The sequence below is a fragment of the Ruegeria sp. AF8 genome, from assembly GCF_056541825.1.
Genome location: NZ_JBQFYW010000026.1, coordinates 24,389 through 43,045, shown reverse-complemented (window position 1 = coordinate 43,045; position 18,657 = coordinate 24,389). Strand labels below are relative to the sequence as shown.

Sequence of the window (18,657 nt, the reverse complement as noted above, 5' to 3'; positions counted from 1 at the left end):
AATCTCTTCCATAGACGCCTCCATTCAGGTTGTTTGCAAACCCACAATGGCACATCGAGGCCAGCGGGGGCGTCTACACCTTCACAACCACTCACGCTCGGAATCTGTCCGTTTTCGTCAATTTGCAGAACTGGCGGCGTAGGCCGTAAGTTCGGTGTAAAATCTTTGCGCAGAAAGAAACTTCGTAAAAGATCCCTAGCTGCTTTGTCCAAACTGAAAGCTTGTGCAGCCCCAAACACCGTGCCCGATTTTGACTTCAACGATCTTACTCTTCATCTTTCTGGCCGAGAGTAAGCCAGGGCAGCAAAATTACAGCTGTGGATCAAGACGTCATTGCTGCAGCTACCCTTTTCCGCTCATCCATGGCGAACATTAGTCGGTACACAGATGGAACAAACATCAGGGTCAGTGGTGAAGCGACGATTAAGCCGCCGATCATCAGTGTTGCCATCGGTTCGAACAGGGCGCCGCCATTGAGCGCCATCGGCACGAGACCGAGGGTTGTGGTCAGCGATGTCAGCATCACCGGCGTGACCCTTTTCTTTGCAGCGACCACAATCGCGTCGTCCAGAGCCAATGTTTCGCGTTCAATGTCGATCTGGTCGATCAACACAATTGCGTTGTTGATTATTATGCCCATCAAAGAGATCAGCCCCAGAATCGCAAAAAATGACAGCGGCTGTGAAGCTAGAAATAAAGCTGTAGGTGCACCGATCAGGATCATTGGGACTGTCAGAAACGTCAGCGTAACCCGTCGGACCGAATTGAACTGGAACATAAGTGCAGCAAGCATCACAAGCAAAGCCGCAGGCATGCCCGCCAGCAGCAGCCCGTTGATCTCGGCGCTACGCTCTGTCTCCCCACCCAGGTTGAGACGATATCCCGGCGGTAGTGATAGCTCCGAAAGATCCTCGGCCACCCATGCTTCGACCTCGGCGGCGGACAGATAGGCGCTTTTGCCCGATACCGTGATCTTGCGCACCTGATTTTCCCGGCGCAGCTGAGAGAATTCGAACTTGGGCGCGAAATCCGCGATCTGCGCCAATGAAATCAACCGACCATCCGCCGGGATCGACAGGTTTTCCAGGTCTTCCAGACTGTCCCGGAACGGTTCTTGCGCACGTACAACAATCGGGATGGAATCGGCGCCATCGCGGTACTCGGAATAGGGAACGCCCGAGAAATAGACCTCCATGACTTCCGAGACATCTTTTGAGGTCACGCCAAATTCACGCGCTTTGTCCTGGGCGATCTCAACAGTGAATTTGAGGGTTTTGTTGCCCCAGTCATTCTTGTTCAGAATTGCGCCGGGCACCGTGTCGAACGCATCCTGAACCTTGCGCGCAAGGCCGACCAGAACATCGGCGTCAGGGCCGGTGATTTCAACATCCACAATGCCCGATTCCTCGCCGCCCATGGCAAGGCGCGTGATGCGATAGCTGGCGGCCGGGCGTTGGGTGACCAGATAGTTGCGTGCGCGTTCGGCGGCGGCGACGGCGCTTTCGAAATCCTTGGTATTGACCACGAAAAAGGCATTAGCCGGATCAGAATCTGCCGGGTCCAGTGTCAGGAAAAACCGGGGACCGCCGCTGGCCACAAACAGGGTGGTGCTGACGACTTCGGGGTTCCGTTCAGGATCGCGCAGCCATGCGTCAACCGCCAGCGCCTCGTCCCGCGTGGCGGTGACCGCTGTGCCACGTGGCATCTCAAGATATATCAGATACTCGGCCCGTTCGGCCAGAGGGAACATCTCACCCTTGAGCGAGCCAAACACTGTCGTGCCCGCAAGGATGATCCCGTAAATCACCCCGGCAACCAAAAGGCCCTTATGCAGCAGGAAACGGGTCAGATTGCCGTAGGAGCGGATCAGCCAGGTTTCTTCCGCGGCCTGCGCCTTTTTCGACGGGCGCAGAAGATAGGTCGCCAGATAGGGCAGAATGTAATGGGCGGTGATCCACGACCCAAGCAGCATAAAGGCGACCACGGCACCCAGCGAGAAGGCATAGTCCCCCTCAGCACCCTCAAGGATCAGCATCGGGATAAAGGCTGACGCTGTGGTGACCGAGGCCACGGCCAGCGGAATAAAGAACTGGGTGCCAGCTTTTTCAGCTGCGCGTCTCGGGGTCTCACCCGCATCCAGCCTGCTTTGAATCTCTTCGACCACGACAAGGCCGTTATCAACCAGCAGACCCAGCGAAATGATGACGGCCGCGATCGAGACCTGCTCGATCGGAATTCCTGCCCGTGACATCAGGATCAGCGAGAACATCACCGAAAATGGCACGATGCAGGACACCACAAACGCAGGACGCAGCCCGAGGAACACCAGCATGACCACAAAGACGGTCAGAAAGGTCTGACCGACATTTGTCAGCGCCCCATTGATGGCCTGGGTGACGTTAGTTTCCTGAAAGGTCGAAATCGAAAACTGAATTCCGATGGGTTGCGTCGCTTCGAACTCGGGCAGGCGCTGCTTTAGGTCATCGCCGATGGTCTGGATATCGCGGCTGTTATCCATCTCGACCGACAGCAATAGCGCCGGTTCACCGTTGAAATAGATCGGAGCATCCGGCGGATCGACATAGCCGCGCCGAACGGTCAGCAGGTCCTGCAAACGGACCAGCCCGCTTAACCCAGGAACCTTGGTCAGAACCTCGCGGATGTCCTGAACGGTTTTCAGATCGCCATTGGCCTCAAGCATGATGTTGACGCCATTTGCATCCAGATTGCCCGCAGGAACGATGACGTTCTGGGCGCTCAGGTCCGACAATAGGCGATCCAGTTGTACCCCGACCGAGGCAAGCTTGCGGGTGTCAATCTCCAGCCAGATGCGTTCTTCCTGACGGCCTTCAATGGCAACTTTGGTGATCCCGCTAAGGGTATAGATCTGCTTTTGCAGGTCTTCCGCCGCATCCCAAATCTCTTCATAGGTGAACCCTTCGCCGGTAACGGCGATTGTGGCGATGGCCACCGCGTCGAAATCGGTGTTCACAAACGGGCCAATTGTGCCTTGCGGCAACTGACCCATCGAGTCGTTCATCTTGTTGCGGATGTCCTGATAGACCCGCTCAAGCTCGGAATTGGGGACCGAGTCGTAGACCTCGAACTTCAGCTCGGCTTGGCCACGGGTGATCAGCGTGACGATGGTTTCGACTTCTTCGATCTCGCGGCCCGCGCGTTCCAGCGGTTCTGCGATCAGCTCTTCGACCCGTTCCGGCGACATGCCGGGATACTGGGCCACCGCAATCGCCGTGCGCAGAGAGATTTCGGGGTCTTCGCGTTTGGGAAGTTGAATATACGAAATTGCCCCAAGCAAAAGCACCCCGATCATGACCAGTACAGTCAGTCGCGACTTTTCAATGCCGAACCGAGTCAGGAACCCCATGGGAAAACCCTCGCCTTACAATTAATTTTTGCTGTCAATAAGTTTGACGGGCTGCCCGTCGCGCAGGAAGGACATCCCGGCCGAGGCCACTCGATCACCGGGCTGCAGCCCTGAAATGACGATCAGAGAGTTATCCCGAAGGCCCGCAACAACGATTTCCTGTTGCCGGATCGTGCCGCTGTCTTCGTCATAGACGAAGGCGACCAGCGTTTCGGTCTGTTCGTTTGCGTCGTGATCAAGGTTGGTCAGGTCCGTGCTGACCGCCGTCAGCGGAACCAGATATCCAACGGCTTCGGGCAGCGGGAATTCAAGCGTTGTTTCAACGGCCATACCGGCCTTGAGGATCGGGTTATTGTCGGTCACGGAAACGACGACCGGATAGGCCGAAACAACGTCGGCCCTGCTGCCGATTTCTGTCACGACGGCCTCAAGCTTGACCCGGGGACGGTCCACCAGTTTGACGATTGCGGGCCCGCCGATTTCGATCTGGCTGGCAGCTTCGAAATTAACCGAGAACGAGACCTCGAAACTGTCGCTAGCATAGATCGAGGCGACAGGCGTTCCCGCGCTGACTGTGGCAAAGGAATCCGCGTCGACCGAGTTGACGTTCCCGGAATAGGGGGCGTGAATCGTGGTTTTGGTCAGGTCTTCCTGCGCCGCCTCGACAACCTTCTTCGCCTGTGCCAGCGAGGCTTTTGAGGCCAGGAAATCAGTTTCGGCATTGTCGACCGAGACCTGCGTTACTGCCCCACGGTCCAGCAGGCTGCGCTGCCTTTTCAGTGTCCGTTCGGCATTGGTGAACTGCGCCTCGGCCTGCTCGACGGCGGCTTGTGCGTTTTCAAGCCGAATGCGCAGCAGGGTCGGATCCAGTTCGACCAGCACATCGCCTGTTTCGACCGCTTGACCGATCGACAGGTTCATCTCTTCAAGCGTTCCGCTGACCTCGAAGGACAGGGTCGTGATCGTGGCAGGCTCCAGAACACCGGGATAGTGGCGTGCGGTTGTTGACTGTGTGTCGGTGACCAGAAAGGTCTTTACCCCGCGAACAATGGCGCTTTGGTCCACTTCCTCTTCTTTACAGGCAGACAGAACGGCAAGGGTGAGAATGGGTACAAGTTTGAGGTAGCGCACCATTTTATGAGTGATCCCTTGTTGAGTGTTGTAAGTGAGCAGCTGCAGTTGTTCTGCTCCGGTAAGTTCTATTAGGGCAGGCTGCATTCACCCGGCCGCTTCAGCGCATTGAAACGTCGCAGTTCGAAAACTGCGCTAGCAGAGATGAAAGAGTGCAACATTAACAATTGTAAATTTCTTGAATTTTCAACTGAAACGGCTTTGTTGCGCGAAGCCGTTGACCGGCCGATTGCCTCTTTTCTCAGACGAAAGCCAAGGTGACAGGTTTACCAAAGATCAGGGAATTGTTTATGAGGGCATCCCGAATCTGGGTTTCTGCAACTTACCTTTCAAAGCCTCTCGCCGGAAGTGACTGCCTGAGTGACATGGTACAGTCTATCTGGCGCACGACACGGCGTCGGCGGTCTTATCCGATCCATCGTTGCCAAACATCGCAGTCCAAGTATCGCGATGCATTGACGATTTCACTTCGGGCGATGGCTCCGGCACCAAGATCAAATAGAATCGATGGTGATCCCCCTTTTATGCAATGGTGTAGGAAGATCAGTTGGTGGTCTTTTGCTCCTTAAGGGTTTGACTGCTCATTCTGAAACTTTTTGGTGGGTGGGATTATCCATCGAATGGAGACCACCGGTATAGGAATGGCCCCGCGGAAGAGAAGAGCCATTGTCCGCAGCGTAAAGAGTGTCAGCTCAGAGCGGACCGCGTCAGGCACACTGCCATTTCAAAACGGTTTTTCCTTTGGCGCGACCAGTGCCAAGGTGCTCGTAGCCGTCAATGATATCCGCCATCGATAATTCGCGATCAATTACAGGCTTTATTTGGCCGCTAGCTACCTTAGTCATTATATGCTCGATACCTTCTTCATTGGGCTGTGCGATGGACCAAGCGTATTTTTTACCTGACAGGCCATAGCGAACTTTCTTGCTCAAAACTCGCCCTAGAGCATGCAGCCCGCCGATAACGAGCCCGCTGCGGTCTGTATAGGGCATAAGCTGGTGTACGATGGAAACGTAACCGCCACCTTCCTTAACCAGGGCTGCTGTGTCCTTTTCATATGACCCGCCGAGCGTGTCATAGGCAAAGTCTACGTCTTTGACGATTTCGCGATAGTCCTGCGTGCGATAGTTAACAACAACGTCCGCGCCCAGGCCTTTGACCCAGCCAATGTTGGAGGGTCCACAAGTCGTCGAAACTTTCATTCCAAGGGATTTTCCCCATTGTATTGCAAAGCTACCAACGCCACCTGAACCCGCGTGGACAAACAGATGTTTATCGGATGCGTTTTGGGGATCGAGTTTCAGCCGATCCACCAAGGCACTCCAGGTTGTCATGGCAACATACGGAATTGAAGCCAGTTCGGTAGGAGAAACATTGGACGGTGCCGCCGCCAAACAAGTTTCGGTGATTGCAGAGAACTGGGCGTGGGCGCCGGATTCCTTGATATCATTTACCCCAGCGACCTTGTCACCGACTTTGAACTTGATTGCTTCCGGACCCATGGCAACGATTTCTCCCACGATGTCACGACCGGCGATAAAGGGAAATTCTTCCGGCGCGGCCAGGCGCCGCAACCGTGATCCGTAACCCTGTACCATTCTCAGGTCGATAGGGTTTAGCGAGGATGCCAGAATTCGCACAAGAACCTGGTTCCCCTTAGGTTCGGTTATTGTCACCTCTTCGAGGTTAAGAACATTTTTTGGCTCGCCGTAAGAACGGGCAACCCATGCATGCATGGTGTTCATGCTATGAAGTCTCCTACAAGAAAGTTCACGTGTGATTTTTTATGACGTTTGGCACGAGACGGATTCAGGCTTCACGCGAGAAACAGAGGAAAAGGCTGACCATACCAAGTATCCCCGCCCCCCGGTGCGATACCGTGTGAACAACTTCGATGCGCTACAGGCGACGATCCTAATTGTCGCACTGAATGAGATGCCTCTTTCCGGGAACTTTAGCTGCTTCGCATGCTGAATGGGCTCATGCATGTTTTGCTCTTCAGTTTACAAGTGAGTGCAAGTCCAAATAGTCAGATCTAAAATCTCCGACTAAGGGAATATGCCAAATTTCAACCCGACCCGCGTTATCATTTGTTAAGGAAAGCCAACCTTTTTTCTGATTCTGCTGAGTGATACTGGAGTGATCCCCAGATACGATGCCAAATAGTGCAGCGGCACCGTTTCCAAAAGCTCAGGAGAGTGTTCCAAAAGGTGGCGATATCGGTTTTCTGGGTTATCCATAATCCGATTGAGGAAAAGGTTTTGGTAGTCAGTAAGGCGATCAACGAGCGCGCGGAACATGAACTCTCTGAACTCTGTCGAGTGGGCCATCAGTTTATTAAATGTGGTTCGCTCAATAGCTCTGACAACCGTCGGCGTAACGGCTTCGATCCCGAATTTGCTCGGGCGACCGTGAAAAAAGCTTTCAAGCGAAGAAACAATATCATTCTCAAAGAAGAACTGAAGCGTAACATCCGTCCCATCATTGTTATGCCAAATACGTAGGCACCCTTCTTCAACGATGTAGGCAAGATTGCTAATTTCCCCCTGCAAAAGAAGAGTTTCTTTTTTGCCTACTTCAATGCGACGAAGCGATTGGAGATATTTCGTCCGTATATCTGGCGAAATTCGCATTCTTCGCTGTCTTCTTTCAAAGCGTGGGTAGTTACCTATCAACATACGATAAGGAAAGAGAGTTTCAAAGAGGATGATGGCGACCGCCTGCGCCAGATGCAGAATCCACACCGGGCTGCCTGGATCCGCGCAGAAAGCGGCATACAAGCCCGACAAACAACAGATGTTTTGAGAGCTTACAAAATTAAGGCGAAACATTTAGTGCAGATCGGCGTCTGCGGCTGACCGGTATGCTGGTTCCGTCGCGTAGGATACAGGTATAAGCGCTTCCTGAGCGGTGGATTTCCTGGATATGGCTGAAACTGACCCAATGCGATCTGTGACATTGCGCACCGCTGAAATCCTGCAATCGGTCAACACAATCGGAGAACGACATTTTTAACGTCGCTTGTCCGGATGATGTGAACACGCTGATATAGTGGTCCTGCGCTTCGACCCGAACAATATCTTCACCAAGGCGGGTTGGCAAAGTCGGGATTGCTTCTCTGAGACGCGGTCGTTGGACGATTTCCTCTGACTTCTCACCGCTATTGTCACTATTGGCCTGCAGAAGTTTGCCGAACCAGACAGCAAACACACAAAGCACTGAGGACAGGAATACTGATGGCAGCGCCAGATTGGTGGCTTCGTCAAGCAGGCTGATCACAATACCATTGGAAAGAGAGCCGGAAAGCCGATCTGTTCCCGACATGAGACCAATCAGCAGAGAAAAGGGGGCCAGCAACAAAGGTAGAAAAAGCACCGCACAGATTAAAGGCCAGGGCATGCTAAGGCCGGCAAGGATGCTGGCAACGGCGACCCCGATCAAAATTGCACTGCCTGCAAACAGCAGCGCCGACCACATCAGGAATGCCGCCCACATCGGCAAATCTGAATAGGGCCCAGTCTCGAACACTGTCAAAAGAAGACCCATGCCGCCCACGAACCAGCCCACGAAGTGGATGAGCTTCCAAATTGTCAAACCCTCAAACGACACGATTGAAATCAACGCGTTTTGAACGGTCTGAGGTAAAGTGCCGTAGAGTTGAACGGGTTTTGTCATGGAATCGCTGGATCTGGATCAAGAGTCTCAGCGTGAATATTTAAGTGTTGCGAAACAGGAAAACAACGCACCTAATCGCCAACGGTTGCACACATACCGCTTACGAATACCACAGACCATTCGCGTATATTTGGCGCGTGTTGACGAACTTGCACGTGCACTGAGTATTTGATGCAACTAGCTGACGCCAAGAACTAAACAACTCAACGCGGCGATGGCTGACGACGCGCACTCGCAGGTCTTTGTGCCAAAACAAGGTTAATCTAGATGAAAATTAGTCTTCGAATACCCGGGCTGAGTTTTTGCATTTGTCGGGTGGTTCAACTTGGATCTGACCGTTTGTCATTTATGTCGCCAAACCCACCACTTTAGAGTTCTCTACCCCTCGACCGATTGCTTGAGTCTGGACCACGTTCGATGCCGGCACAGAAGATCGGTCAACACAAACGCCCAAAAATTGAATCTCACGCAGAGGAAAGATTCCGTGATCAACTGTCGAGCAGTGTTCCTATCCCCGTTGGCCGTTGCCGCCTTGGCCTCTTCCGGTGCCGCGCAGGACAGCGGTCCGCCAGATGGTTGGCAGATCGGTGTAATCGCCGGTGTCGCAAACAACCCCTATATCGGTGAAGGAACGCAGGTCCAACCCTATCCGCTGGTGACATATAAGACAGGTCCGCTGTCCATCGGTACGTTGGGTCTTGAATATGAAGCTTACAAGGGCAACGGCTATACACTGTCCGTCGGCCTGTTGCCTCGCTTCTCGGGTTTGTTCAACACCGATGCCGACGAGCTTGACGGGATTGACCGTGAGATTACCGGGGATCTGGCACTTATCCTTGGTTATGATCTTGGTGCAGGCTTCAATACCGGCCTGCGCTTCCGTCAGGAAGTCACGGGCGAGCATGATGGTCAGGAAGTGATCTTTGATTTCGGGTATGGCACGCAGATCGGCAAGTCGATGCTGCAACTGCGCGCTGGTGCCGGCTGGCAGAGCGAAGATCTGAGCGGCTATGTCTGGGGGGTTTCCGCGGATGAGGCACGCCCGGGGCGCCCGGAATATGCGCCCGGCGATGTGATCATCCCGTTTGTCGAAGCCCGCATGGTGCGGCCGATCAACGAAAGCTGGTCCCTGATGGGCGGTCTGCGCGCCGACTTCCTGCCCAGCGATGTTTCGAACAGCCCGATCGTGGATGAAGACAATATCTACAGCGCTACATTCGGTGTGATGTTCAATTTCTGATCCCTCGGACCGGGCTTGCCATGTGTTGGCCCGGTCGGTTCCCGACCATACGTGGTTCTGAGCGCAGGTAAATCCGATCGCATAGGGCGACCAGCTTTTGGACCCACATCCTCCGTCCTCAGGCGTACTGTGTACTGTGAGCCAAAAAACGGCGCGCCTGCAATGTGGGGAGGAGCATCAGACGCGCCGCAGGAGAGGCCAGATCAACGCTGACTGCTCTCCCAATCCGGATGGGTCCAGGGTTTGGCATTGGACGGTGCCAGACGCTTGCCAAGGATGTGGTCCGCCGCTTTTTCACCGGTCATGATCGATGGGGCATTCAGGTTGCCGTTGGTAATGCGCGGGAAGATCGAACTGTCGGCCACGCGCAGCCCCTCGACGCCGATCACGCGGCAATCCGGGTCGACAACGGCCATCGGATCATCTGCAGCCCCCATTTTGCAGGTACCGCAGGGGTGGTAGGCGCTTTCGACCTCATGGCGGATGAAATCGTCCAGTTCGTCGTCGCTCTGGACCGCGTTTCCGGGCTGGATCTCGTGTTTCACATAAGGCTTGAACGCGTCCTGCGCGAAGATTTCCCTGGTCAGACGGATGCAGGTCCGGAACTCTGCCCAGTCATCCTCATGACTCATGTAGTTGAACAGGATCTTGGGGGCCTCTTTGGGGTCGGCGCTGCGCAGGGTGACAGTGCCGCGCGATTTCGATCGCATGGGCCCCACATGCGCCTGGAAACCGTGCCCTTCGGCAGCGGCCTGACCGTCATAGCGTACCGCCATCGGCAGGAAGTGGTACTGGATATCTGGATAATCGACGCCCGCTGCCGACCGGATGAAGGCCGCGCTTTCGAACTGGTTTGATGCCCCCAGGCCAGTCTTTGTGAACAACCACTGCGCACCCAGCGCACCTTTCCAGAACAAGTTCCAGTATTTGTACAGCGTGATCGGTTGGCTGGCCGCCATCTGCAGATACAGTTCCAGATGATCCTGCAGGTTCTGACCCACGCCGGGGCGGTCCGCGACGACATCAATCCCGTGTTCGGCCAGATGCGCCGCCGGTCCGATGCCCGACAGCATCAGCAGTTTTGGCGAATTGATGGACGAGGCCGAGATGATCACCTCGCGTTTGGCGCGGATGGTCTCGGTTTTCGATCCGCGTTGCAGCTCGGCACCGGTTGCCCGGCCGTCTTCGATGATCACCCGGTTTGCCAGCCCCTTGACCAGCGTGCAGTTCGGGCGTTGCAGGGCAGGTTTCAGATAGGCATTTGCCACCGACCAGCGCCGTCCTTTCCAGACGGTCTGCTCCATCGGGCCAAAGCCTTCTTGTTGTTCCCCGTTATAGTCGCCGGTGACCTGATACCCGGCCTGCTTCCCGGCATCGACAAAGGCGTGGAACAGCGGGTTCTTTCGCGGGCCGCGGGTGACATGCAAGGGGCCGTCATTGCCGCGCCATTCTGGGTCGCCGCCATGGCCGCCGTCATGCCAGTTTTCCATCCGCTTGAAATAGGGCAGGACGTCGGCATAGCTCCAGCCCGCAGCGCCGCTGTCGGCCCAGTGATCAAAATCCTTGGCATGGCCCCGGACATAGACCATCCCGTTGATCGACGACGATCCCCCGATCACCTTGCCGCGCGGGCAGGCCAGTTCGCGCCCGCCAAGATGTGGCTCGGGCTCGGACGAAAAGCCCCAATCATAGATCGACATGTTCATCGGATAAGACAGGGCCGCGGGCATCTGGATGAACGGGCCCGCATCGGTGCCACCATATTCGATGACGATCACGGATGATCCGGCCTCGGACAGGCGGTACGCCATGGCGCATCCCGCCGACCCTGCACCAACTATGACAAAATCTGCCTCCATGGAATCCTCCTTAGAACGGTGCTTCGAGCGAGGTCATGCGGACATAGACCGACTTGACCTGGCTGTAATGTTCGATCGCGGCCTTCGAGTTTTCCCGGCCCACGCCTGATTGCTTGACGCCGCCAAACGGCGCTTCGACCGGGGCATCGTTATAGGAATTGAGAAAGCAGCTGCCGGCTTCAAGCTGGGCGATCACACGGTGACCGCGCTTGAGGTCATTGGTGAACACCCCGGCGGCCAGACCGAAATCGGTGGCGTTGGCGCGGGTGATCACCTCGTCTTCGGTGTCGAAATCCAGCACTGCCATCACGGGTCCGAAAATCTCTTCCCGGGCGATTTTCATGTCGTCTTTGACATCGGCGAAAACCGCAGGCGTGATCCAGTTGCCCGGTTTGTCGATCCGCTCGCCGCCACAGACCAGCCGTGCGCCTTCTTCCTTGCCCGAGGCAATGTAGCTGAGCGAAATCTCAAGCTGACGGGCGCTGACCAGAGGGCCGAAATTCGTCGCCTCATCCTGCGGGTCGCCGATGATGGCACCGGCCAGCCGTTCTTGCAGGCGGGCCAGAAACGCCTCTTTGATGCCGTTCTGCACGAACACGCGGGTGCCGTTGGAACAGACCTGACCTGAGGAATAGAAATTCCCCAGAATGGCACCGCTGACGGCCTCTTCCAGATCAGCGTCGTCGAAAACGATCATCGGTGACTTGCCGCCCAGCTCCATGGTGACATGTTTCATGCCTTCGGCGGCGGCGGCATAGACTTTGCGCCCGGTCGGGACCGACCCGGTCAGCGAGACCTTGTCCACCCTGGGATCCGTGACCAGCGCCGCGCCGATCTCGCCCCGGCCCTGCAACACGTTGAACAGGCCAGCGGGCAGGCCCGCCTCGGTCAGGATTTCGGCCACTTTCAGCGCGCATAGCGGGGTTTCCTCGGACGGTTTGAAGATCACCGCATTGCCACAGGCCAGCGCGGGCGCGGCTTTCCAGCAGGCGATCTGGGTGGGGTAGTTCCAGGCGCCGATACCAACGCACAGGCCCAGCGGCTCGCGCCGCGTATAGACCCAGTCTTCGCCCAGCTGGATATGTTCGCCGGTCAGGCTGGCGGCCAGCCCGCCGAAGTATTCCAGCGCATCGGCCCCCGACGTGGCATCTGCGACAGTGGTTTCCTGCAGCGGCTTGCCAGTGTCATAGGTTTCTAGCACTGACAATTCGTGATTGCGCGTGCGCATGATGTCGGCGGCCCGGCGCAGGATGCGCCCGCGCTCGGTGCCGGACATCGCAGCCCAGTCCTTTTGTGCTGCCCGCGCCTGTGCAATGGTGCGATCAACGAGTTCGGCCGATGCTTCGTGCAGATTGGCAATCACCCCGCCGGTTGCCGGATAGATGACATCCAGCGCCTCTCCGCTTTCGTCCTCGACATAAGCCCCATTGACGAAATGGCTGGCAGTGGGTTGCGCGATCATGGTCGACACCTCCGATGCAAATTGGTCAGCGACGCCAGAGAGATAGCCCCCGGCGCCGGTTGTTACGCCGCGACTTCGGCCTGTTGTGTGCGCAACAGGCAGCTCAGCGCGGCCTTGACGTCAATCTTGCCGATTGGCCCGTCCGCCCCCAGAACAATGATTTCGCTTTGCTCTTCTATGAGCATCGAAATGATGTCCTTTAGGGGCGTCGTGTCAGCGATAACCCGGGCGTCCGCAGGAACGGGGCCGGAATGCTCAATCATGATCTCCATCGCGCGCAAGACGTTCAGCGGGTTCATATGGGCCACAAACTCGGCGACATACGGCGTCGCGGGATTCAGGACGATGTCCTGAGGTTCCGCACATTGCACGATGCGACCGCCTTCCATGATGGCAATGCGAGACCCAATTTTCAGCGCCTCATCCAGATCGTGGCTGACGAAAACAATCGTACGGCCCAGCTTTTGCTGAAACTCCAGCAATTCATCCTGAAGCTTGTTGCGGATCAGCGGATCAAGGGCCGAGAACGGCTCGTCCATCAGCAGGATCGGCGCTTCGGTGGCAAAGGCGCGGGCCAGGCCCACACGCTGTTGCATGCCGCCGGACAGTTCCTGAACCTTGCGGTCGGCCCAATCCTCAAGATGCACCAGTTCCAGCTGTTCGCGGGCGCGTCGCAGACGCTCGTCTTTGTCGACACCAGCGACCTCAAGCCCATAGGCGACATTGTCGATCACAGTGCGCCAGGGCAGCAGCCCGAATTGCTGAAAGACCATGGCAACGCGATCCCGGCGAATTCCGCGCAGAGCCTTTTCGTTGGCCTGCACGATATCCACCAGGCCGTTTCCGGTGTTGACCTCAACTTTGCCGCGCACCACCGGGTTCAACCCGTTTACCGCCCGCAGCAGGGTTGATTTACCGGATCCCGACAGGCCCATAAGCACCAGAATCTCGCCGTTCTTGATATCGATTGAGCAATCATGAACGCCCAGAACCTGTCCGGTCTGTTCCTGAATTTCCGCGCGCGACATCCCCTTGTCCATCATCGGCAGGGCGGTCTTCGGTTCATTGCCAAAGACGATGTTCACGTTGTCGAAACGTACCATTGTGTCAGTCATCGGTCACGGGCTCCCTCTTTTGAACATCCGGTCGAAGATGATGGCGACCAGAACGATTGCGATGCCGACTTCGAACCCTTTGGCGATATTGACCGAATTCAGCGCCCGCAGCGTCGGAACACCCAAGCCGTCGGCTCCCACAAGGGCGGCGATCACCACCATGGACAGTGACAGCATGATGGTCTGCGTCAGACCGGCCATGATCTGTGGCAGCGCATAAGGCAGTTCCACCTTCCACATCAGCTGCAGCGGGGTCGACCCAAAGGCCTTGCCGGCTTCGATCAGTGACGTGGGCGTCGAGGTGATCCCCAGATGGGTCAGACGGATCGGAGCGGGTATGGCAAAGATCACCGTGGCGATCAGGCCGGGCACCATACCCAGACCGAACAGGATCAGCGCCGGGATCAGGTAGACGAATGTGGGGATCGTCTGCATCAGGTCCAGGATGGGTTCCATGATCCGGTACAGCCAGGGTTTGCGAGCGGCGGCAATGCCAAGCGGCACGCCCAGCCCCATGCAGACCACGGCAGCAGCAAAGACCAACGCCAGAGTTTCAGTCGTTTCGACCCAGTATCCCTGGTTGACGATCAGCAGCAGCCCAAGCGCCGTGAACAGGGTAAAGCCGATGGATTTCCGAACCAGCCAGGACAGCGCGGTTATAACCGCGATCACCACAAAGGTGTTTGGTGCTTGCAGCAACCAGAGCAGGGCGAGGATGATCCCCTCAAGAACTGCGGAAAGGCCATCGAAAAACCAGAAAAAGTTATCGGTCAGCCATTCGACAAAGATCTTTGCCCATTTCCCAATCGGAATTTTATAGGATTCCAACCACTCCATTTCAGGTCCTCCCTCCTGCATGTGCCGTTGTTTGCTGGTCCTGAGGGTCAAGTGTCTTCCTCAGCCAGTTTTCGAGATATTTGATGGCCTGCGGATCCAGGGCATGGCCCATGTCTTCGCACAGTACGAATTCGGAATTGGCGATAAGCGCATGCGCCTGATACGAGCTTTCGGGCATCACGCAGCGGTCCTGCGCACCGGCGACGATCAGGGTTGGTGCCGTGATCGACTTTAGTTCGGGCGTCCGGTCGCCGGACCCATTGAGCGCAAGCAACTGCCGGGCATATCCCCCGGACGAGAACCCGCCCTGGATCATGTCCAGCGCCGTCGCGCGGGCGTCTTCTTTGGTCAGCGGTGTCGGATCGGACCACCAGATGAGGTCATCGGTCAGCCAATCGACAAATTCGGTTTCAGATACGAACGGGCGCGCGGTGCGCTTAAAACGGTCCCATGCACCGGGCGGCGCTGGGATTTCTGCCTCGCCTGCGCTGCTGCAGATCTGTGCCAACCCGGTGACGCGCGAACCAAGCTTGGCTGCGACCAGCTGGGCGATCATGCCCCCCATGGAAAACCCAACCGCGGCAAATTGATCAACGCCCAGGGCATCGACGCAGCGCAGGACATCGTCGCGCATGTCGAACAGCGTGTAGGGGGAGCGGTGTACGGTTGGCTGCGATTCCAGCAGTCTGAAGGCTTCGGGGTCGATATCCGGCCCTGCCCGACCAGACCGCCCCATATCGCGGTTTTCGACGCAAACGACGTGAAAGTCCCGGGCCAGGCTGTCAATCAGGCCCTGGGGCCATTCCGGCAGCTGCATTCCCAGCCCGAGGATCATCACGATGCACGGCGCGGCTTTGTCGCCGTGCATCTCGACATAGATGGGGCAGTTTCCGGCGATTGTCTGTTGGATAGGCATCGCTCACCCCGCTTTGATTACAGGCCCAGATGCGCCCGGACTGCGTCCAGACCGCTGCTGCCATCCAAGGTGGTCACGCCATCAAGCCAAGCGTCCAGATACTCGGGATGCGCCTTCAGAAGCGCGGCACCAGCCTCGTTCGGGTCCATGCCATCTTCCAGGATATAGCCCATGCCTTCGCTTTCCATCGGGATGTCGAAGGTCATCTGGGTTACCAGCTTGCCGATATTCGGGCACTCTTCCAGATAGCCCTTACGCACTTGGGTATGCACGGTTGCGCCACCGAAGTTCGGGCCATAGAATTCGTCGCCACCGGTCAGGTACTCGATTTCAAACTGGGTGTTCATCGGGTGCGGCGCCCATGCCAGGAACACGATCCAGTCTTCTTTGCGCTGGTTCTTCTTGACCTGTGCCAGCATGCCCTGTTCCGAGCTTTCGACGACTTTCCAGCTGCCCAGACCGAAGGCGTCCTTGCCTACGATGTCCAGCATGATGTCGTTCGAACCGGGTTCGATCCCGTACATCTGGCTGTCGAACTTGTCGGCGTTTTCCACCAGATGTGAAAAATCGGTCACGCCCGCTTCGTAGACGTATTTCGGTACCGCAAAGGTGAATTTCGCGCCTTCCAGATTCTGGTGCACCGTCTCGATGTCGCCGGTATCGCGATAGGCCTGATAATAGGTTTCCATCGCCGGGTCCCAGTAGCCCAGGAATACATCCAGATCCTTGCCGACCATTGATTCATAGATCACTGGAATACCCAGAACATCGCTTTCCGGCGTATATCCCAAACCCTCCAGCACGGTACTCGCGACACCGGTTGTCAGGGCCAGATCGGTCCAGCCTGGCTCGGCCATACGCACAGTGTCACAATTGGCGGCGGCTTGATGGGCGCAAACGGCCAGTACGGAGGCCATGGTTGCGCTGCGGAGTGTCATTTGCATTCGTAATTCCTCCCAGTGGTCTTTATACTGACCCTATGGTCAATAACCAGACCATACGTTTAAATTGACCGCAGAGTCAACTAAATCTATTCTCGGTCAAAAAGAGGGCCCAATGGGACGTAAAAGCATTGCCGAAATTCGCCGTGAAGAATTCGCTGCCGCAGCATTCGAAGTGCTGTCCTTACACGGTATGCAAGGCACGACCTTGCAGCGTGTCGCCGAGCATACCGGCGCCTCCAAGGCCAGCGTGCTGCACTATTTTTCGAACAAACAGGCCCTCATCGAAACCGCCATGCGCCGTGCTAATGCTACGCTGCGCAAAGAGGCGGTCGCCTTCCTGTCTTTGGCAGCGACGCCCTGGGAACGCTTCTATGCAATTATCGAAGCGAATTTCTCTCCTACCACCTTCAGACCAGAGGTCGCGCATGGATGGATTGCCATGTGTGCCGAGGTTCCGCACAACCCCCAATTTCAACGCCTGCAAAACGCGATTTATCACCGCCTGCACAGCAACCTCTATTCAGCGCTGAAGGAGACCGGGGCAGAAGCGGTAAAGGCCCATGTTACCGCGCATACAGTCAGCTTGCTGATTGACGGGTTATGGATGCGCTGCGGTTTGCAGATTGGCGGGCTCAACCGGGACGAAGCAATGACTCAGATTGAAACTGTGATTGAACAAAGCTTTCCAAATGACATGGACCGAATGGCGGCCAGGGAAAAGATGTGCACCATCGCCCAGGCATTTGTGGCGAGCAAAGTCTAGATCAAAGATTGGGTAGCTTTTGCTGAGATACTGAGAATTGGATTCTTTAATCTCCTCTAGGCTTCAGTAAGACACTGTATATCGGAATTGGAAGTAGACAGCGTAAAAACCGCTTTTTTCGAGAAGTGGCAGCCTTTCAAATAAATCATGCCTAATCCTGTTTTGCGGCACACATGCAAAACAATTTCGAAACTCGCATCCGCTTCAACCTAACTTGAAGCTTGCAAGTCAGCCACCAAATGGCGCGTAGGTGAAATTATGTGAAACTTGCACCCGTCCGCATCATTGCAAATCAAACGGCGCATGTGGCCTAAACTCAGAGATACCTAATCCACACTTTTTGATCCGGGCTGAGCCCGAGTTCTTCACGGATCCCTTCAGCATCCAAATTGAAGTCTTTGGCAATTTCTTGGACCTGATGAATGACTTCAATTTGGACGCCGAAAGGATACTGGAGGAACTTGGGCTCAACCGGGATCAAAGCGTTTGGATCAGTTATCTCTGAACGACGTTGGCAAGCCATTACGATTAAGCAGGATATGCGGAGAAGTTTCTCTCTACATAGATATGCCCAAAAAATACACCCGTGCGCGCCCAATATTGACCTCTGTCCGCCACAGCCTTATACTACCCAGTAGTATAAATGAGGCTTGATATGAGCGTTAAAGCATCAATATCCCTGACTGAGTCACAAGAGGCCTATGCGCGGAATCTTGTCGCCCAGGGTCATTACGCTAGCCTTTCCGCCGTGCTTCAGCACGGGCTTGAACTGATGCGTGAGCAATCGCAAAACACGGACGCACTGCGAGAGCTGCTGGATCAGCGTCGTAGCGGCACCTTCGTTACTCTCGAAGAGGGCAAAAAGCGCACCGAAGACATGATCCTACGCAAACGGGCCGAACGTGGTTTATAAGGTCGTTCGCGCCGAAGAAGTCACTTCAGATATTGATCTCATATTTGACTATCTTGTTGAAACCGCTGAGCACTTTGGCGAAGATCTGGAAACCGCTTTTCAGCGCGCTGAGAAACGTGTGATCGAGATTCAGGAGAGCCTCGAAAGCCTGGTGAACGTTCCACATCAAGGCACCCTAAGACCTCATCTCGGCAATAGCATTCGGAACGTAACCAAGAACAAAGCGATCATCTATTTTGAAGTCGACGATGACGAACTGGTCATACGAGTACTCGCCGTCTTCTATAGTGGTCAAAACCACGATGCGCACATTCTGCTGCGCCTATTGTCCTAAACCCAACGCGTCCATTGGGCGTACGATCGGCCGACAGTTCTCATGTTCGATTAATTTGCGCTGCTCTGTCTTCTAAATTGTGT

At 55.8% G+C, this 18,657-nt stretch carries 16 protein-coding genes; 4 read left to right on the top strand and 12 right to left on the bottom strand.

Going from position 1 to position 18,657, the window contains the following annotated elements; genetic code table 11:
• The 6 genes from ACR0AO_RS22955 to ACR0AO_RS22930 all read right to left on the bottom strand — a co-directional run.
• On the bottom strand, positions 1 to 260 hold a 260-nt coding region (locus ACR0AO_RS22955; RefSeq protein ID WP_480608828.1), incomplete at its 3' end, for a hypothetical protein.
• A gap of 62 nt (positions 261 to 322) precedes the next feature.
• A complete protein-coding gene (locus ACR0AO_RS22950) occupies positions 323 to 3,385 on the bottom strand; it encodes an efflux RND transporter permease subunit (protein WP_480596593.1) in 3,063 nt (1,020 codons plus the stop codon).
• A 21-nt stretch (positions 3,386 to 3,406) separates the two neighbouring features.
• Positions 3,407 to 4,519, bottom strand: coding sequence for an efflux RND transporter periplasmic adaptor subunit (locus tag ACR0AO_RS22945; RefSeq protein WP_480608827.1), 1,113 nt, complete (start codon positions 4,517 to 4,519; stop codon positions 3,407 to 3,409).
• A 704-nt stretch (positions 4,520 to 5,223) separates the two neighbouring features.
• Positions 5,224 to 6,261 (bottom strand): zinc-binding dehydrogenase, encoded by a 1,038-nt coding sequence (locus tag ACR0AO_RS22940; protein WP_480608825.1) that lies wholly within the window; start codon positions 6,259 to 6,261, stop codon positions 5,224 to 5,226.
• Positions 6,262 to 6,609: 348 nt separating this feature from the next.
• Positions 6,610 to 7,347, bottom strand: coding sequence for a Crp/Fnr family transcriptional regulator (locus ACR0AO_RS22935; RefSeq protein WP_480535158.1), 738 nt, complete (start codon positions 7,345 to 7,347; stop codon positions 6,610 to 6,612).
• Entirely contained in the window at positions 7,334 to 8,191 is an 858-nt protein-coding gene (locus ACR0AO_RS22930) for a LytTR family DNA-binding domain-containing protein (RefSeq protein WP_480608823.1), read from the bottom strand. The genes ACR0AO_RS22935 and ACR0AO_RS22930 overlap by 14 nt, the downstream gene beginning before the upstream one ends.
• A gap of 484 nt (positions 8,192 to 8,675) precedes the next feature.
• On the opposite strand from ACR0AO_RS22930, the gene ACR0AO_RS22925 reads away from it, so the two are divergent.
• Entirely contained in the window at positions 8,676 to 9,431 is a 756-nt protein-coding gene (locus tag ACR0AO_RS22925; RefSeq protein ID WP_480535156.1) for a MipA/OmpV family protein, read from the top strand.
• Positions 9,432 to 9,634: 203 nt separating this feature from the next.
• Here the strand turns inward: ACR0AO_RS22925 and betA are convergent, their stop codons facing one another.
• The 6 genes from betA to choX all read right to left on the bottom strand — a co-directional run bounded on the left by betA (position 9,635) and on the right by choX (position 16,564).
• Positions 9,635 to 11,290, bottom strand: a complete 1,656-nt coding sequence (gene betA, locus ACR0AO_RS22920) for a choline dehydrogenase (protein WP_480596601.1) — start codon at positions 11,288 to 11,290, stop codon at positions 9,635 to 9,637.
• A gap of 10 nt (positions 11,291 to 11,300) precedes the next feature.
• Positions 11,301 to 12,752: a betaine-aldehyde dehydrogenase gene (betB, locus tag ACR0AO_RS22915; RefSeq protein ID WP_480596603.1), complete on the bottom strand. Its 1,452-nt coding sequence runs from the start codon at positions 12,750 to 12,752 to the stop codon at positions 11,301 to 11,303.
• A 62-nt stretch (positions 12,753 to 12,814) separates the two neighbouring features.
• A complete protein-coding gene (choV, locus tag ACR0AO_RS22910; protein WP_480535153.1) occupies positions 12,815 to 13,867 on the bottom strand; it encodes a choline ABC transporter ATP-binding protein in 1,053 nt (350 codons plus the stop codon).
• Between the two features lie 3 nt (positions 13,868 to 13,870).
• Positions 13,871 to 14,704: a choline ABC transporter permease subunit gene (choW, locus tag ACR0AO_RS22905; protein ID WP_480535152.1), complete on the bottom strand. Its 834-nt coding sequence runs from the start codon at positions 14,702 to 14,704 to the stop codon at positions 13,871 to 13,873.
• 1 nt (position 14,705) lies between these two features.
• Entirely contained in the window at positions 14,706 to 15,620 is a 915-nt protein-coding gene (locus ACR0AO_RS22900; RefSeq protein ID WP_480535151.1) for an alpha/beta fold hydrolase, read from the bottom strand.
• Positions 15,621 to 15,637: 17 nt separating this feature from the next.
• A complete protein-coding gene (choX, locus tag ACR0AO_RS22895) occupies positions 15,638 to 16,564 on the bottom strand; it encodes a choline ABC transporter substrate-binding protein (protein ID WP_480535150.1) in 927 nt (308 codons plus the stop codon).
• A gap of 64 nt (positions 16,565 to 16,628) precedes the next feature.
• On the opposite strand from choX, the gene betI reads away from it, so the two are divergent.
• From betI to ACR0AO_RS22880, 3 genes are all read left to right on the top strand, one after another.
• Complete coding sequence (gene betI, locus ACR0AO_RS22890; protein ID WP_480596607.1) at positions 16,629 to 17,327, top strand: transcriptional regulator BetI; 699 nt, start codon at positions 16,629 to 16,631, stop codon at positions 17,325 to 17,327.
• Positions 17,328 to 17,982: 655 nt separating this feature from the next.
• Positions 17,983 to 18,240, top strand: coding sequence for a ribbon-helix-helix domain-containing protein (locus ACR0AO_RS22885; protein WP_480608821.1), 258 nt, complete (start codon positions 17,983 to 17,985; stop codon positions 18,238 to 18,240).
• Positions 18,230 to 18,574, top strand: coding sequence for a type II toxin-antitoxin system RelE/ParE family toxin (locus ACR0AO_RS22880; RefSeq protein ID WP_480608819.1), 345 nt, complete (start codon positions 18,230 to 18,232; stop codon positions 18,572 to 18,574). The genes ACR0AO_RS22885 and ACR0AO_RS22880 overlap by 11 nt, the downstream gene beginning before the upstream one ends.
• The last annotated feature ends 83 nt before the right edge of the window (positions 18,575 to 18,657 follow it).

Coding starts and splice junctions, on each gene's coding strand:
- ACR0AO_RS22950 (WP_480596593.1), bottom strand. CDS start 3,385: ATGGGGTTCCTGACTCGGTTCGGCATTGAAAAGTCGCGACTGACTGTA.
- ACR0AO_RS22945 (WP_480608827.1), bottom strand. CDS start 4,519: ATGGTGCGCTACCTCAAACTTGTACCCATTCTCACCCTTGCCGTTCTG.
- ACR0AO_RS22940 (WP_480608825.1), bottom strand. CDS start 6,261: ATGAACACCATGCATGCATGGGTTGCCCGTTCTTACGGCGAGCCAAAA.
- ACR0AO_RS22935 (WP_480535158.1), bottom strand. CDS start 7,347: ATGTTTCGCCTTAATTTTGTAAGCTCTCAAAACATCTGTTGTTTGTCG.
- ACR0AO_RS22930 (WP_480608823.1), bottom strand. CDS start 8,191: ATGACAAAACCCGTTCAACTCTACGGCACTTTACCTCAGACCGTTCAA.
- betA (WP_480596601.1), bottom strand. CDS start 11,290: ATGGAGGCAGATTTTGTCATAGTTGGTGCAGGGTCGGCGGGATGCGCC.
- betB (WP_480596603.1), bottom strand. CDS start 12,752: ATGATCGCGCAACCCACTGCCAGCCATTTCGTCAATGGGGCTTATGTC.
- choV (WP_480535153.1), bottom strand. CDS start 13,867: ATGACTGACACAATGGTACGTTTCGACAACGTGAACATCGTCTTTGGC.
- choW (WP_480535152.1), bottom strand. CDS start 14,704: ATGGAGTGGTTGGAATCCTATAAAATTCCGATTGGGAAATGGGCAAAG.
- ACR0AO_RS22900 (WP_480535151.1), bottom strand. CDS start 15,620: ATGCCTATCCAACAGACAATCGCCGGAAACTGCCCCATCTATGTCGAG.
- choX (WP_480535150.1), bottom strand. CDS start 16,564: ATGCAAATGACACTCCGCAGCGCAACCATGGCCTCCGTACTGGCCGTT.
- ACR0AO_RS22885 (WP_480608821.1), top strand. CDS start 17,983: ATGAGCGTTAAAGCATCAATATCCCTGACTGAGTCACAAGAGGCCTAT.